13 protein-coding genes and 1 tRNA gene are annotated in these 14,583 nt (G+C 52.8%); 8 read left to right on the top strand and 6 right to left on the bottom strand.

From position 1 onward, the window contains the following. Positions 1-588 precede the first annotated feature (588 nt). The 3 genes from ISX84_RS20685 to ISX84_RS20695 all read left to right on the top strand — a co-directional run bounded on the left by ISX84_RS20685 (position 589) and on the right by ISX84_RS20695 (position 5,249). Positions 589-1,047: a plasmid mobilization protein gene (locus ISX84_RS20685; protein WP_229884471.1), complete on the top strand. Its 459-nt coding sequence runs from the start codon at positions 589-591 to the stop codon at positions 1,045-1,047. After that, positions 1,044-3,752 carry an AAA family ATPase gene (locus ISX84_RS20690; protein WP_195822318.1) on the top strand — a complete coding sequence of 903 codons (2,709 nt, stop codon included), beginning with the start codon at positions 1,044-1,046 and terminating at the stop codon, positions 3,750-3,752. The genes ISX84_RS20685 and ISX84_RS20690 overlap by 4 nt, the downstream gene beginning before the upstream one ends. Positions 3,753-4,262: 510 nt before the next feature. Beyond that, complete coding sequence (locus ISX84_RS20695; RefSeq protein ID WP_195822319.1) at positions 4,263-5,249, top strand: ATP-grasp domain-containing protein; 987 nt, start codon at positions 4,263-4,265, stop codon at positions 5,247-5,249. On the opposite strand, the gene ISX84_RS20700 is transcribed toward ISX84_RS20695, so the two are convergent. From ISX84_RS20700 to ISX84_RS20715, 4 genes are all read right to left on the bottom strand, one after another. After that, the gene (locus ISX84_RS20700; RefSeq protein WP_195822320.1) at positions 5,226-6,023 is read right to left on the bottom strand and encodes a hypothetical protein; all 798 of its coding nucleotides are present in this window, start codon (positions 6,021-6,023) and stop codon (positions 5,226-5,228) included. The genes ISX84_RS20695 and ISX84_RS20700 overlap by 24 nt on opposite strands. Before the next feature lie 565 nt (positions 6,024-6,588). After that, a complete protein-coding gene (locus ISX84_RS20705; RefSeq protein WP_195822321.1) occupies positions 6,589-8,292 on the bottom strand; it encodes a ParB/RepB/Spo0J family partition protein in 1,704 nt (567 codons plus the stop codon). Positions 8,293-8,373: 81 nt separating this feature from the next. After that, a complete protein-coding gene (locus tag ISX84_RS20710; protein WP_195822322.1) occupies positions 8,374-8,916 on the bottom strand; it encodes an antirestriction protein ArdA in 543 nt (180 codons plus the stop codon). A 366-nt stretch (positions 8,917-9,282) separates the two neighbouring features. Then, on the bottom strand, positions 9,283-9,546 hold the full coding sequence (locus tag ISX84_RS20715; protein ID WP_195822323.1) for a hypothetical protein: 264 nt from the start codon (positions 9,544-9,546) through the stop codon (positions 9,283-9,285). A gap of 302 nt (positions 9,547-9,848) precedes the next feature. Here ISX84_RS20715 and ISX84_RS20720 point away from each other — a divergent pair, with 302 nt between their 5' ends. The 3 genes from ISX84_RS20720 to ISX84_RS20730 all read left to right on the top strand — a co-directional run bounded on the left by ISX84_RS20720 (position 9,849) and on the right by ISX84_RS20730 (position 11,596). Continuing rightward, the gene (locus tag ISX84_RS20720; RefSeq protein WP_229884472.1) at positions 9,849-10,247 is read left to right on the top strand and encodes a TIR domain-containing protein; all 399 of its coding nucleotides are present in this window, start codon (positions 9,849-9,851) and stop codon (positions 10,245-10,247) included. 134 nt (positions 10,248-10,381) lie between these two features. Continuing rightward, positions 10,382-11,041 carry a hypothetical protein gene (locus ISX84_RS20725; protein WP_195822324.1) on the top strand — a complete coding sequence of 220 codons (660 nt, stop codon included), beginning with the start codon at positions 10,382-10,384 and terminating at the stop codon, positions 11,039-11,041. 3 nt (positions 11,042-11,044) lie between these two features. After that, positions 11,045-11,596 carry a toll/interleukin-1 receptor domain-containing protein gene (locus ISX84_RS20730; protein ID WP_195822325.1) on the top strand — a complete coding sequence of 184 codons (552 nt, stop codon included), beginning with the start codon at positions 11,045-11,047 and terminating at the stop codon, positions 11,594-11,596. Between the two features lie 30 nt (positions 11,597-11,626). On the opposite strand, the gene ISX84_RS20735 is transcribed toward ISX84_RS20730, so the two are convergent. Then, positions 11,627-11,869, bottom strand: a complete 243-nt coding sequence (locus ISX84_RS20735; RefSeq protein ID WP_195822326.1) for a hypothetical protein — start codon at positions 11,867-11,869, stop codon at positions 11,627-11,629. Positions 11,870-12,080: 211 nt separating this feature from the next. Here ISX84_RS20735 and ISX84_RS20740 point away from each other — a divergent pair, with 211 nt between their 5' ends. Both ISX84_RS20740 and ISX84_RS20745 read left to right on the top strand, forming a co-directional pair. Beyond that, positions 12,081-13,199 carry a type I restriction enzyme HsdR N-terminal domain-containing protein gene (locus ISX84_RS20740; RefSeq protein WP_195822327.1) on the top strand — a complete coding sequence of 373 codons (1,119 nt, stop codon included), beginning with the start codon at positions 12,081-12,083 and terminating at the stop codon, positions 13,197-13,199. A gap of 91 nt (positions 13,200-13,290) precedes the next feature. Beyond that, on the top strand, positions 13,291-13,872 hold the full coding sequence (locus ISX84_RS20745; RefSeq protein ID WP_195822328.1) for a recombinase family protein: 582 nt from the start codon (positions 13,291-13,293) through the stop codon (positions 13,870-13,872). A gap of 484 nt (positions 13,873-14,356) precedes the next feature. Here ISX84_RS20745 and ISX84_RS20750 read toward each other — a convergent pair. Next, positions 14,357-14,442, bottom strand: a tRNA-Leu gene (locus ISX84_RS20750). Positions 14,443-14,583 lie beyond the last annotated feature (141 nt).

Consider the following 14,583-nt stretch of genomic DNA (forward strand, 5'->3'; position numbering starts at 1 on the left):
GTTCTTTGTGTCGCAGCATATGGACGCGCCAAAGCTGCCTTTCATGGCCACAACAGCATTGGTCAAATTGGGCTCACTGCGGAAACAGATCCGTCTGCTGCAAGGAAAACGAGCTTAGCCGGGCCAAGCCTGTCCTGAGGATAATGCGATTTGCTGAGCTCGTATTGTCAGGTTTTGTCAAATGTCAGCTGGGACAGATCAGCGTTTTACGCAATCAGCATGCGTGAGCGCAATGCAGCTATGAAACAAGCCGAAATGCAGCACTTTGTCCCCATAGATCCCCCGAATGGACAAGCTTTGATTTAACCAACAACGGGTGGATAGCGGGGTGGATTGAAACCAGCCTAAAAACGTCAAGTCATTGAAATAAAAAAATATTCTTGAATTTCGTGGTGCACCGGGGAGGAACAACCTAGAACCTTCTGAGTGCGACCAGATCCTGACAGAATTAGAGGAATGGACAAGCATTCTTCGGTCTGAGCCAGAAGTTATCCACAGGCTGGCGGCGTTTGCTGAGGCGGCGGAAGATAATGCAGATCAGATAGACGATGGTCCAGAATTGGTCGCGTCGTTTGAGGAGCCTGCGCCATGACCCGTGTTGCATCGTCAAACGATTCAAACGTCGAGCCTGTGTTTGCAAAGGCATCCTCGGGCAAAACACGCACGGCGTTGTCGCCGCTGACCTTGCGCCTGACACCGGAAGAGCGTGCTCGGCTGGAAGAGTTGGCGGCTGGGATGACGCTTAGCGCCTACGTTCGGGCATGCGTGTTCGCTGAGGATGCCAGGCTGAGAAAGTTCCGGCCTGCCGATATCGTCGAGGAAAAGAAAGCAGCGGCAGAGGCCTTGGCTCTCTTGGGGCAGTCGCGCATTGCGAGCAATCTGAACCAGCTGGCCTATCATGCCAACATCGGTGCACTGATCGTCGGTGAGACTGAGAAAGCCGATATCGCGGAAGCCAACGCGCATCTGTTGGCCATTCGAACGCTGTTGATGGACGCGCTTGGCAAGAAGACCCGCCGCTCTGCGGGCGGGAGGCGCCAAGCGTGATCCTGAAAGGCAATGAACGGGGATATGGCGCACAGCTCGCGCATCACCTCCTGAACCCGCGCGACAATGATCATGTGACAGTGCATGCCATCGACGGGTTTGTTGCCGAGGATCTTTACGGTGCGTTTGCCGAAGCTGAGGCGATCTCAAATGCCACGCGCTGCGACAAATATCTGTTCTCGATGTCACTGAACCCACCACAGTATGCGGAGGTCTCTGTCGAAGACTTTGAAAAGACTATTGCCGAAGCTGAGAAACGCCTGGGCCTTGTCGGTCAGCCCCGCGCGATTGTCCTTCATGAGAAAAACGGACGGCGGCATGCACATGCGGTCTGGTCGCGGATTGATGGACGAGAGCTCAAAGCGATCAATCTGCCGCATTACAAACGCAAGCTTGGGGGGCTCGCAAGAGACCTCTACCGCAGCCATGACTGGGAGATGCCGCAAGGCTTTCTGGATGCGGAGAAACGCCATCCGCTGAACTACACCCGGCAGGAAGCTGGACAGGCGAAACGGGCCAAGCGCGATCCCCATGCCTTGAAAGCCATGTTCCGCGCGTGCTGGGAGACATCAGATTCCAGAGTAGGATTTGAAGCTGCGTTGAAAGAGCAAGGTTTTGCCCTCGCGCGCGGCGACCGGCGCGGGTTCGTTGCCGTTGACGCCAGCGGCAAGGTCTGGTCGCTGTCGCGTTGGTGTGGTGTCAAACCGAAAGAGATGCGCGCGCGGATTGGCTCGGAGATGGACCTGCCATCGATTGAGGGTCTGGCGGGTCGCCTTCATGACATCCCCCGACAACCCATCGAGCCAGCCAAAACTGCCTTTGAAGCACGTCGCGCAAAGCTGGTTGCGGCGCAACGCGCGGAACGCACGGCTCTGTTGAAAGCGCAGGAAGAGCAGCGGCTGGCTGAGCTAAAGACACGGCAAGCGCAATTGCCCACCGGCTTGCGTGGGCTGCTGTCGCGTACAACCGGGCAATATCAAGCGACGCTCACACGCTTTGAACAGGACGCCCAAACCGCTGCGCAGCGGGATCGTGATGCGCGGCAGGCGCTCATTTCCAAACACCTTGTGGAACGACAGGCCCTAACCCGTGACGGTCAATCGCAAGGAGTGTCGCCAGCCTTTCACGCGCAAAGGCAATCCGATCCAAAGCAAGCGTTGGTTCTGCCCGATGAAGGCCTCCCCCATTCCGAAGCGCAGCTGCTCCAGTCACCTGCCCTGGTGCTGAATCATGTCTCGCAAACCAAAGCCGCCTTCAAACGTGTCGATGTGTTGCGCGCGCTGGCAAAACGGATTGATGATCCCATGACACTGCAAAAGACAGCAGATCACGCGATGCAGTCACCGCAACTGGTGCGCCTGGCCAATGATGGATCAACGCCCGTCTTTACGACGATAGATTACCAGCAAGCCGAACACTCACTGGATCGCGCTGCGGCGTCGATGTCAGTCAAAGGCGGCTTTGCCGTCAACACCACGCATATCAAACAAGCGATCACGTCACAGAACGACAAAATGGGCCGCGCCTTTGGCGGCAAGTTGAGTGAGGAACAACAGAGCGCTTTGCGCCATGTCTTGGATGATAAGCAAATGTCGTCCGTCGTTGGGCTTGCGGGCGCTGGCAAAAGCACTCTGCTGGCCACGGCGCAGCAGGCTTGGGCACAGCAAGGCATGACAGTCCACGGTGCAGCACTCGCGGGGAAAGCCACAGAAGAATTGCAAAGTGCGTCCGGGATATCCAGCCGCACATTGGCGTCTTTGGAGATGTCCTGGAAGAATGGATATGAGCCGATTTCCAAAGGCGATGTGCTGGTCGTCGATGAAGCAGGTATGATCGGGACTCGCCAAATGTCCCGCATCATAACGAAAATGAACGAGATCGGTGCAAAGCTGGTTCTGGTGGGCGACCCCGACCAGTTGCAACCGATTGAGGCCGGGACACCGTTCCGACGCGTGGTCAAAGACCACGGGGCAGCGCGCTTGACCGAGATTCACCGGCAGAAAGCAGATTGGCAGAAACAGGCCTCCCGAGGACTCGCGGCGGGTGAATTGACAAAAGCTGTCGACCAATACCGCGAGATGGATGCTGTGACGCAAGTGAATGATCGCGCTGACGCCATCGAAGCCTTGGTCGAAACCTATGCGATGGATGTCGCGGCAAATGGCTCCACCAAATCACGCCTCGCCATTGCCCATAAACGCAAAGATGTGCACGCCCTCAATCAGGCCATTCGTGCGGCGCTGCGATCAGATGAGGATGCGCCGACGGAGGCACTGTTCACGACCGATACTGGCACGCGCGCCTTTGCAGCGGACGACCGCATCGTCTTCACGCGAAACGACAAAGACATCGGCGTAAAGAACGGCATGTTGGGAACGGTCACAACGGTGCAAGATGGTGAGATAGCCGTTGCTCTCGATGGGGACACAGACCGTCGCGTCCATTTCAATCCGCAAGACTTCCGCAGCTTCGATCACGGCTACGCCGTCACCATCCACAAGTCGCAAGGCGCAACGGTCGATCAATCCTACGTCCTTGCCTCCCGGTCAATGGATCGTCACCTCGCCTACGTCGCGATGACCCGCCATCGCGACGACGTGCGGCTGTTCATCAACAACAAAGATCGACCGAGGTGGGCGACAGGTCATCAACGCTACAGCCGCCCGGCAAAAGTGCGCAATCGAGATGGACCGTCGATGGCGTGATCTTGTCACGCCTAGGTGACAGCAGCCGTTCGTGCAGAGCGCAGAGAAAGCTGACAGTAGAGCCCAAACCGTGAAATTGGATCTCATACTGCGAGCGCAAGTAGAGCGACGATCAATGCTCAAACGAAGCATCTTACGCCGCAGTGCAGCCGCAAAAGCAGACAATTATGCATGGCGAACGACGATACCATCAGCAACGATCAAGACGCAGGACAAGTCTCTTGCACCCGGCGAAGGGGAGTCAGCAGCTTTTCTGATCCCGCCTCGACCAAATGGTGCAGTTGATCTTGTATTGAGTGGAGGGCTTCCAAGCGTTGTCTAGCAGTGTAGCGGTCGGTAGAGTTGCATGGAGAGTTTTCATAAACTCTTACTGGAAAGGCTTAAGCAGTGAACGACGACAATAGACATTCGAGTGGGCCCGTTCACAGAACACTGGGTGAACTTGCGGCACGTTGTAAGTCATCCGCACCAACACATAGGCTGCTTCTCGTTGCTCCAGCACGAGAGGATATGGCCGAGCGAATAAGAGGGCGCAGGCCTGAACACATTTCGCAGTTTTATTCGCGAGCACAAATAGACTCCCTCGCGGACGCCTTTACCGCGATCGGGTTCTCTGTTGAAGTTTTTCCAGATGAGAGTTCTTTTTTGAAAACTGCGACCTTGGATCTTGATCGTCACATGATGGCCGACGCGATCGTTTACGCGATTGGGGAATGTGGTTTTGGTCCAGGGCGTAGAGCTCTAATTCCGGCTTTCTGCCAGTTTAACAATATCAAATACATTAATTCAGGGCCAACTGCTAACTGTATTGCTCGAAATAAGTGGTTGGCATACTCAATCCTTACAAAGCATGGTATCAGGATGCCCCGAACGTGGCACTATCGAAGTGGCAATGGGTGGTTTCGACAAAGATTACCGGAAAACAATCTCGAGGTGATCTTGAAGCCGAACTATGAGTCGATGTGCGTCGGCATAGATGAAAATTCAGTTTTTTCTTGGGGCGACAAAGGGTCTGCTTTTGTTGAGGCCTTCGCCAATTCTTTTGATGGAGAGGTAATCGTACAGGAGTTTATCCCAGGCCTAGAGTTGGGTGTACCGGTTATATCAACTGTAAACGACATCCAAGCAATCGGTTGCGTTGGTTACAAACATCGAGAATCTCCTAGTGAGTACTGGTCGAAAGCCAGAACGAACTATGATGAATGTACCGAAGGTGTCGTTCAAAACTATGATCCAAAAATGATCGATAGTGAAACACTGGCGCAAATGCACAGAACAGCAGAAGAAGCGGCGCGGTTGCTCACTTTTGAAGGTTTCTGTAGAATTGACTTCCGGTTAGACGCAGAGTCCAATCCTTTTGTTATCGACACAAACGAGTCTCCGCCTCCGTTGATGCAAAGTGCAGTAGGATCACTCCTTGCTAGGATGGGATTTTCACATGGTGAGTATCTCTCCATGCTAGCAGAGTTAGGTTTAAGGCGTCGCGACTTCGGATAGCCGCTCAACAACGTGTCTATTCTTGCTTGCGGCCTGAGATAGGAAGTCAAATCTATTTTGGTACTCTTCAATTGTTGAACTTGCGATACTCACATAACCAACCATCGATTGCCTTCCAACGAATGTGTAGGGATCATGTAGTACCAGTTTTTCATCGAAGACCGCAAAGTCCAAAGGGTAAGTTGGGTCATCTAGGTCGCCGCGAAAAACTACATCAAGGTTTCTTGAACCGCATTCAATATATCGAATTATTACCGAAGCTGCTTCATGAGCATCTTTCGAGACGATTTCATTTCCGTTGAGCTCTTCGACCAAACAACGAAATTTGTCAGGGAACACAATTATACGGTCAATTCTCACTCCAGACCGCGCTGCTTTTTTGGATGTGGACAAGTAATCATTCAACTGTTCAGAAAAAGTAAGGTTCTCACTCTTTACATCAACAGCAATGATATTTCTGGCTGTTTGAGTCTGTAGTTTACTAAATTTGAACAAATCTATGACATTTAGACTGACGGTATCACCTTCAAGATCGACGAGAAGATTCCGCAAATCTTCTAGTTTCTGTGCTCCAAGTTCTCTGAACGCCGCATTATCGATCTTAAAATACGGGATAACTGCATCCATACTTTTTCGTATTTCGTTGACGATAGTCCAAATCGCCACGTTGATGCTGATACCGAGTACACCAACTACATAGGCCACAGGACGATTTCCTGCGAAAGCAAGTATGATAACCACGGCCAAAAACACTAAAGATAGTGCGATGATCACTACTTCACTTCGGGTTAGGCGGAACGAAAAGTCTTTTTTTGACATAGATTTGTGAGGCAACTAAGCGTAGTTGGAATTGGTGTCGAACCTAAGGCTCAGAAGCCATTCTAGCAACCGCCATCCCAACGAAAATTTGGCCGCAATCCCGGATAGATGTTGCGTCAGTACAGTCCCAAAATCGGATGACGGACTTGTCCGTGCCTGAGTTGTCCGATGAAGCTGCGGCGAAAGTGCGGTTTCAGATTTAGAGAAATCGGCTTCGGTTAACGACCGGATTGACGCCTCGTACTACACCACAGACAAAGGCGTGCTGCTTGCGCGAAGGCGTGCTGCACTAGCAAAGACCAGAATTCAAATGTCGGGAATGTCCCGCACTTCACCCCTTAGTCCCGCCTGTAGCGAATGATCCTTTCCCTTTGATCGCCTAACGATCCGATGCCCCCACTTTTTTGGGGGGAGCATTGATGCGATCCTGAACCGCAGGGTCAGGATCGCAATTTTATTTTCGGCTTGCAAACGTGACCTCACAGGGCAAGTATTATGTCGCTCTGTGAGGTCTGGATCGTCATTCAGCAGCAATAGCGACTTCTGCTTCTGCTGCCTCAGCAACTTCCTCAAACCCGCTGCGCTCGGTATAGCCTTGCTGTGGCACCGCCATGTAGCGCGGTGTCCAATTCTCCACCTTGGCGATACGGGTGCCATCAAGGCAGGCTTTGATGATGGCTTTCTGGGTCTTGGCGGTCGCCGTGACATGCTCTCGTGCGGCACTGTCGCCCGCAATTTCCGCCACCATGCCATTCAGTGCTTCTTTGTCCCGCATCAAGTCAAAGAACGCATCGTCGATTGACCACGCTGCCTGCATGTCGGTGCCAAAGCTCTGCGCCAGCATTTCGACCACGCCTGTTCCAACTGCGAGACTGTCCGCCATCAGACAGGTCAGCACACGCATGACCTCGGTATCCTCCAACGTCATAAGTTTCGTCAGCACTTCGGCAATGGCGGGACGCGCGTTGTAGTCGTTATGTTTGCGCATCAAGGCACCATCCAAGCCCAACAACTCAGCAATGGTATGCTGTTCCACGTCAAATGCCTGCTGCGCGGTATTGGTGGCAAGACTGTCCGTGATCTCAGACTTCGCTGCTTTTTGCGGGTCAGCTTTCACATCCCACAAATCAGACCCCGCAATCATATGCGCCGTGATCAGGCGCAACGCCACATTAGGATGACTGAGCAAATCATTCCGCACGGCGGCATGGCGGTGCAGTTCAAGATAGTTGCCCATGGCTTTGGTGATCTCAGGCCGCACGGTTGTTTGTGCTGTCTCTCCCGCCTTGGCTCTTTCACGCGCTTTGATCTCCTTGCGTGACAATTGCCCTTCGTAGAACGTCACCTCGCCATTATGGGCGATATGCACATAGACCTTACCGCCATTCTCTTTTGGGGTGTCAACGTATTCATAGCTGGGGAAGTATTCACCGACATCAAGAAGGATGACCTCATCCCAACCAGCGTCCAGATAGGTCGCCTTGACCTCGGCAATTGCGACATTCTGCAACGCCCAGAAGGCCTCTGGATCATCGAAGTAGCTGTCTCCACCAAAGAGATCAGAGACGATGTTGCCAGCATAGGCTTCAAGATCAAACAGTGCATTCACGGTTGAGATGTCGGTGCCACCAAACAACCACTGTTTTAACCGATACCCTTGCGGCGCGTGATCTTCCTCGTTGCGGAATAGGTCTAGCCACGCCTTCTGCTGCTTTTTTGTCGCCATGGTCAGCAAGCGCAAGGTTGCAGGTTGAATCTCATCTTTGCGGTAGGCTGTCAGAATGGGACTAAGCAAGTTGCCCAAAGCCAGCCGCTGCTGCACCATGCGTTCTGTCAGGCCAAAGCTATAGGCGATGTCGTCAACAGATTTACCCTGTGCGACCAGCGTGGCAAAGGCCTTGTACTCGTCCACCTCATCCATGGGCGCACGTGCCATGTTTTCCGTCAAGGACGCTTCTATTGCGGTGACATCGTCATCCGCTGACATGACGACACAAGGAACGGGATCAATCTCGGTATCCTCGGCGATCTGACACAATGCATGATAGCGGCGTTGCCCTGCGACCACCTCAAAGACCTCCCCTGCGGGACGCACCAGCAAGGGCTGTAGCAAGCCAATGGTGCGGATGGACTGCACAAGGGCATCCACGTCTTTTGCACCCGTCTTGCGCACGTTGATGTTGGTGGTTGTGAGATTTTCCAATGTAATGTGTTGAATGTTCATGGTCATTTTCCTTTTTTGACTATCGGCACAGGATTGCACCCTGAAACCGCTCAGGCAGAGCGGCTTGGGGCTGCACTCCAGTCATGCGCTGCGGTAAATCAGGGAGGTGCCTGCAATCTCGATCTCGGAGTAATCGAGGCTCAGGTCACGGGCGATGGCGTCATAATCAATGTAGAATTGAAGGCGTTCGGGAATGTCGCCAAACAGACCTTCGTCCACGAACTGCTCGGCAAGCGCGCGCATCGTGTCCAGCTCGTAGATATCGACATCGAAATCGCTCGGCTGGGTGCTGGCATCGAAACTGTAGCCGCACTCACCAACGGCGATGATGACAACGCGTTTGTCGTGGTTTTCCCATTCTTCGACAGCGTCAAAATATTGCGCGATGGTGCTTTGATAGAGGCCAATGGCTTTCGCCAGATCGCAATCAATAGCCTCGCCATCAATGAACTGGATTTCAAATTCCTCGACAGGGTCGCCGTAGTCGTTCCGTAAAGCTGCCGCCTTGGCTTGATATTCCTCGGCTGTTTCAAAGTAGAAACCTGTGGCCGCTAGGTCGTAGGGTTGTGCATGGAGTGTCACCGCCCTCAAGTAGCGAAGCGGTAGGGCATTTTCATTTGTCATCTTGCTTTTCCTTCCTTGGATCAGGGGTTGCGTCTGCAACCCTTGGCCCTCGCCGAGAGTGGGGGTGCAAACGGAAGGAAAAATCGGCGAAAGAGCCTCTTCATTGTTGGGGGCAACCTTTAGGGGGAGCCGACAATGAAAGGGTCTCTTCGATCTGTTTTTGCTGAAGTGCGCTGGTGGGCGAAGCCCCAAGACTTGACCTAAAAAAAACGTGCGCAGCGCAAAACCTGTGCGAGGGATGGACGCCGACTGGCCAAGACTGCACCGCAGGCTTGGTTCACGACAGCCCGGTCCGCCAACGGCGGATGCACCAAAAAAAGAGGCGAGCCAAAGCCCGCCTCTTCCCCACGCAAACTGATTACAGAACTATCCCGCTGGGGATCGCTCAATCATGCCGCCTTCAGCCTGACGATCATCTGACGGCTCGCGCAAAACAAGCCTGCCATCAACGGGCACAGCATCCATGCGCACTTCAAAGCCCTGTCCGTCTTTGTGTGCCCATGCCGCCGCCACACGGCTCCAGGATGATTTCTTGCCATCGCCGATCTGTCTGACGGAATAGCCAATCATATCAGGACGGCGTGCGCGTGTTGGTTCTAAATGCTCGGTGTTCTTGTCTGTGGCACTCATATGATATCCTTACTCAATATTGGTTCAACTTAACGGAACATATAGTGAACAAATACAGCCGATGATTGCAAGAATAATGATGAAAAACATACGCTTGTATGAAACGGAGGCGAAAACCGGACCTTCGCTGCGGAAGCAATATCGACTTGAAGCGGTTTCAACAGCAGATATTGCCAAAGTATGTGGGGAACAGGACCCGTCTAGCGCGTAAGTTGTGTCAATATGGCAATTGCTCACTTGGCTCCCTATACTTCGGAGATTAGGTGAATCAATTGGACCTACTCCAGATTTAAGAGGTGGAAATGGCTGTAGTTCGCCGAAAGTGCTTTATTTCATATCATCATGCAGACCAGGAAGCAGTAGACCAATTTGTTAAAGATTTTGACCACGAACACGATACCTTCATAGCGCGGGGACTGGGAGCAGAAATGCCCGGCGATGTTATTCAAAGTACAAATTCAGACTACATCATGCGTCGCATCAGAGAGAAATTTCTAGGCGGCTCCACGGTCACAATCGTTCTCATGGGACGCTGCACATGGGCGCGTCGATACGTTGATTGGGAACTTCAATCTTCACTAAGGCATGGCGGTAACACTACACCAAACGGATTGTTGGGTATCAAGCTGCCAAGCTTTGGCGGGTTCCCGCCGAGGTTCGACAACAATCTGTCTTCTGACTGGCCTGCTGTCGACTGCTAAGCACGACACACGGAATACCCGCAATCGACAAGCGCATTGGTCAATGCGGTTGAGGCGGCGTTTAATCGGCGCAGCACGCATGCGCATCTCATCAAAAACCCGCGCGAGCGTATGTCAAACAACAGGCAGTGCTGATGGCTTCTCCATCGGCTACTCCAACACCGTCCAACAAGGACATTGTCTCCATCATACTCGCCGAAGATTGGAGCCTTAGCATTCAGGTGTCGGCACTGCCATTGCTCGCAATTGCCCTGCTTGTTCTTTGCGGCTGGGGGGTATTGCGCTGGTGGTTCAGACGAAGGCTCAAAGACTTCGAAATCGATGGGGCGGAACTTGGTTTGGGTGATCAAAAGATTTCCTTCAAACCGAACGATACAGACCGCCAGATTGCCTATTCCATATGGGTTGAACTGAGCACGCGAAAAATCGGTCTGCCTATCGACGCCGAACATGACGTCATCGCCGAAGTATACGATTCTTGGTACGCGTTTTTTGGCGTGACCCGTGAACTGATAAAGGGAGTTCCAGTTTCGAAAGTCAGGGGAAAGAGCACGAGTAAAATCGTCGACCTGTCAGTCGAGGTTCTAAACGAAGGGCTGAGACCTCATTTGACAAAGTGGCAGGCGCGCTTTCGGCACTGGTACGAACAACAGTTGGAAAACAAAACTGATGCTGAACCTCAGTCCGTGCAGCAGAATTTTCCCGCGTATCAAGAATTGGTTGAGGACCTGCTTGAGGTGAACCAGAAGCTCATAGCATATCGTGCGAAGATGAACCAGCTGGTGAGAGATTGACAATTGGCAGAGTATACTACGCGCGACACCTTTTTGCAGTTTCAGCGCGAGCTTAACCTACAAGAGCAAACCAACGTTCGGAAACGAGCGGAGGAACGGACACCTAGTGGCGCTACATTTCTTTCTCATTCGAGCAAAGATAGCGATCTGGTTGTCGGTGCAATCCGCGTTCTAGAAGGGCATGGCGCTACCATATATATGGACAAAAAAGACCCGAAGCTTCCCCCTTATACAAGCAAAGAAACTGCATCGACCTTAAAGTCCAGAATTCAACAGTCTAAGAAGTTTGTCATGCTTGCAAGTGAAAACAGTAAAGAGAGTAAGTGGGTTCCGTGGGAGTTGGGATTAGCAGACGGCTACAAGGGCACAAACAAAATCGCACTCTTTCCGGCTGTCGAAGAAACTTACAAGACCGCGTGGACGTCATGGGAATACCTTGGGCTTTATGATCGCATCGTTTGGGGCAAGTTAGAGGGGCACGACAACAAAGTTTGGATGGTGCTAGATGAGGCAAAGAACACCGCGATAGAACTGTCCAGTTGGCTGAAGAGCTAGGCCAGTTTCTCCGCACGGGCACCAGGCGTTTCAGTCGCCGTGCCGGTTCAACATCTCGTTCTTCTCCCACTCCGCTGCGACTTCTTTGATGGCGGGAATAACCTTGGCGTCGTACAGTGTCTTTTGCTTCGGCGACAGGCTGTAATAACCCATATCAATGACCTGACGGGCCACACCTATGGCCGCGCGGTCTTCCTCTTCATCCAATTCGCCGCTGGCGACTGCCTCTTCCAGAAGCTCGTACAGTTCCACGTCATAGTCGGTGTTTGCCATGTCTGCCTCGTAATCGGTTGGAGGTGGTGAGAGTAACCCGCGTAAGCGGATTTGCCCAGAATATCTGCCAGAGTTGGCCTGTTTAAATCCCACAACCTAGGCGGGGAGGAGGTCCAGGCTGAAAATCTAGACGTACCACGCCGGGGATACGACTCGTGATTGAACTTTGCTTGTGGTAGGCAGCCCACGAAACACAAGATGCGGTGCCACAATGCAGATAATCGCCGATGCAGCTGTTAACGCAGCTCCCAGCTATAACGAAACGGAAATCCGTTTTCACATACTGGACCCACTCATTCGTCATCTTGGGTATCCCGACACGGACGACGTGTATTTGAACCTCGAAGAGAAACTTGATTACCCTTACGTACATGTCGGGCGCAGGTCGAAGAAGGATTTACCGCTAGGCTTTCCCGACTACCGCGCGGGCATCAAGGGCGCGCGTGGGAGCTTTATTGTTGAAGCCAAAGCTGGCTCAATCTCAATTACATCGAAGGAGGTCGAGCAGGCGCATTCATATGCCGCGCACGCGCAAGTCGGGGCTAACTATTTTGTACTTTGTAACGGAAGCGTCTTGCAGGTATTTGAAACGCTGTCCGGTGCGGATGCTGTTCCATTGATCGACGTTCCGATCAACGAAATCAATCAGCGCATCCACCAAATCGAGAACATCCTATCGCCCCATAATTTGGCAAAGAACTGTCATATCTCGCATGATTTGGGATTGAAACTCGCCGATGGGTTAGGATCTTCGGTCGGTATCCGTTCCGGTCGCTATCTCTTGGCAGATTACGCTTACAGGATAGTCGCGGGGGGCCAGGATTGCACGGAAATGGCCAGGCAGAGCGTTCCACAGCTTGCGGAAACGGACAGACAGTTGGAGTTGATGAAAACCGCGTTCGAGCTGAAGGTTTCCGGCGGCGTCGCAGAGCGCGGCGAGAATGGGAGAATTTCAGCCCATGTCCAATTCGAAGGTGCGACCGTCCACAATCACGAAGCCATGGCGATCTTGGGAATAACAGAAGCTTCATTCGCGACGGCTGATCAGTTTATTTCGACGGACCCTGCATCGCCGACTATCTTCGAGTCACTCAAGGACTTTAGTGTATCTCGAGGTACGATGATGCCGGAGCTGTTCGGCGGATCATCGGAAATGGAAGGTGACGTTGTAGGGGACATGTTCATAAAGGCAGCAATGGTGTTGTCAGGCAATAGAATCCTAGGCGAGTACATCAGCTTGTCGAACCACCATTTGACCATTCCCGGCTTTCCCCCAATTCTCTACGAGATGGATTTTTCGGGTACTTTCGAACTAACTCTTGATTGCTGATCACCAACCCGGGCACCGCCTGTTACGACAATCAATCCCCGTAGGCCCTTTACTGGCTTTCGTTCGCCGGGCAACGTTATGTAGTCCGGCAATGTCCGCCATGTGGACTGCAACCGCAAAAACTCCCTTCCTAGGATATCGCTACGAGACCAAAAGCGGCAGGGGCAAAATGCTGGTCCCAGATGCACCTGCCGATGGGATCATCCGCGAAGCCTTCGAAGGATACGCCTCAGGTCGTTTTGCATCCCAGGCGGAAGTGAAGCGCTTCCTGGAGGGGTTCCCTGACTTGCTGAACAAGAGGAAAGGCAAGCTCACGCAGCAACGCGTGACGGATATCCTGACACAACCCGTCTACACCGGGCACATCTGCTCGGAAGTCTATGACCTCAACTGGCTTAGGGCCCAGCACGAACCGTTGGTGTCGCTAGACGTCTTCGACAAAGTCCAGGAGCGCCGCAATGGCACGGCAAAGGCACCTAAACGTAAAAACATCGGCGATCACTTCGCCCTGCGCGGTATCGCGACCTGTGCGTGCTGCACCGTGCCTTTGCGCTCCTCCATCACCAAAGGCAATGGCGGTCAGTATCATTATTACCTGTGCCAGACGAAAGGATGTGACCACTACGGTAAATCGATCAAGCGCGACAAGATAGAGGGTGAGGTTGGCAGCTGATCAAGTCACTGCAACCCACAGCGGGTCTTATGGCTGCTACCAGCGCCATGTTCCGCCATATCTGGCAGGCCAAGCAGGAGCAGGCTCAGGAGGTTCTGCGGGCAACAAAGCGCAAGACTGCATCGCTCGAAAAAGAAATCGACCGATTGCTCGACACGATCAGCGCGGTAAGCAAGCGCTCCGTTATTTCTCGCTGTGAAGAAAAGATCGACATGCTGGAGCGTGAAAAGACCAAACTCACACAGGAAATGGCCAATATAACCAAACCCAAAGGCCGCTTTGAAGAAAAACTAGAACCAGTCCTGACCTTCCTCGCAAACCCCTTTAGAATCTGGGACTTAGGCGACATCACCTTACGCCGACTGGTCCTCAAATTGGCCTTCTCCGACCGCATCCAATACGACCGTTTCGAGGGAGTTAGAACCCTAGAATTAGCGTTTCCGTTCAAAGTGTTAAGGGGGATCGACATGCTCAAATGTCAAAATGGTGCGGATGAGAAGACTCGAACTTCCACGGGTGTTACCCCACAGCGACCTCAACGCTGCGCGTCTACCATTCCGCCACATCCGCACGCTTGGGAACGATTGCGTCTTTAGCCTGCCTACGCCCCCTTGTGAAGAGCCATTTTGACTAAACTTTCCTGCAACGATCGATGCTGGAGCAAAATAGAATTCGCTACGCCACAAGCTGATGGGCTGCCAGAGTGGTGTC

Origin of the sequence: Roseobacter sp. MH60115 (assembly GCF_015644665.1) — a bacterium.
Lineage (GTDB): Bacteria > Pseudomonadota > Alphaproteobacteria > Rhodobacterales > Rhodobacteraceae > Roseobacter.

Coding starts and splice junctions, on each gene's coding strand:
- ISX84_RS20685 (WP_229884471.1), top strand. CDS start 589: ATGACCCGTGTTGCATCGTCAAACGATTCAAACGTCGAGCCTGTGTTT.
- ISX84_RS20695 (WP_195822319.1), top strand. CDS start 4,263: ATGGCCGAGCGAATAAGAGGGCGCAGGCCTGAACACATTTCGCAGTTT.
- ISX84_RS20705 (WP_195822321.1), bottom strand. CDS start 8,292: ATGAACATTCAACACATTACATTGGAAAATCTCACAACCACCAACATC.
- ISX84_RS20710 (WP_195822322.1), bottom strand. CDS start 8,916: ATGACAAATGAAAATGCCCTACCGCTTCGCTACTTGAGGGCGGTGACA.
- ISX84_RS20715 (WP_195822323.1), bottom strand. CDS start 9,546: ATGAGTGCCACAGACAAGAACACCGAGCATTTAGAACCAACACGCGCA.
- ISX84_RS20720 (WP_229884472.1), top strand. CDS start 9,849: ATGGCTGTAGTTCGCCGAAAGTGCTTTATTTCATATCATCATGCAGAC.
- ISX84_RS20725 (WP_195822324.1), top strand. CDS start 10,382: ATGGCTTCTCCATCGGCTACTCCAACACCGTCCAACAAGGACATTGTC.
- ISX84_RS20735 (WP_195822326.1), bottom strand. CDS start 11,869: ATGGCAAACACCGACTATGACGTGGAACTGTACGAGCTTCTGGAAGAG.
- ISX84_RS20740 (WP_195822327.1), top strand. CDS start 12,081: ATGCAGATAATCGCCGATGCAGCTGTTAACGCAGCTCCCAGCTATAAC.
- ISX84_RS20745 (WP_195822328.1), top strand. CDS start 13,291: ATGTCCGCCATGTGGACTGCAACCGCAAAAACTCCCTTCCTAGGATAT.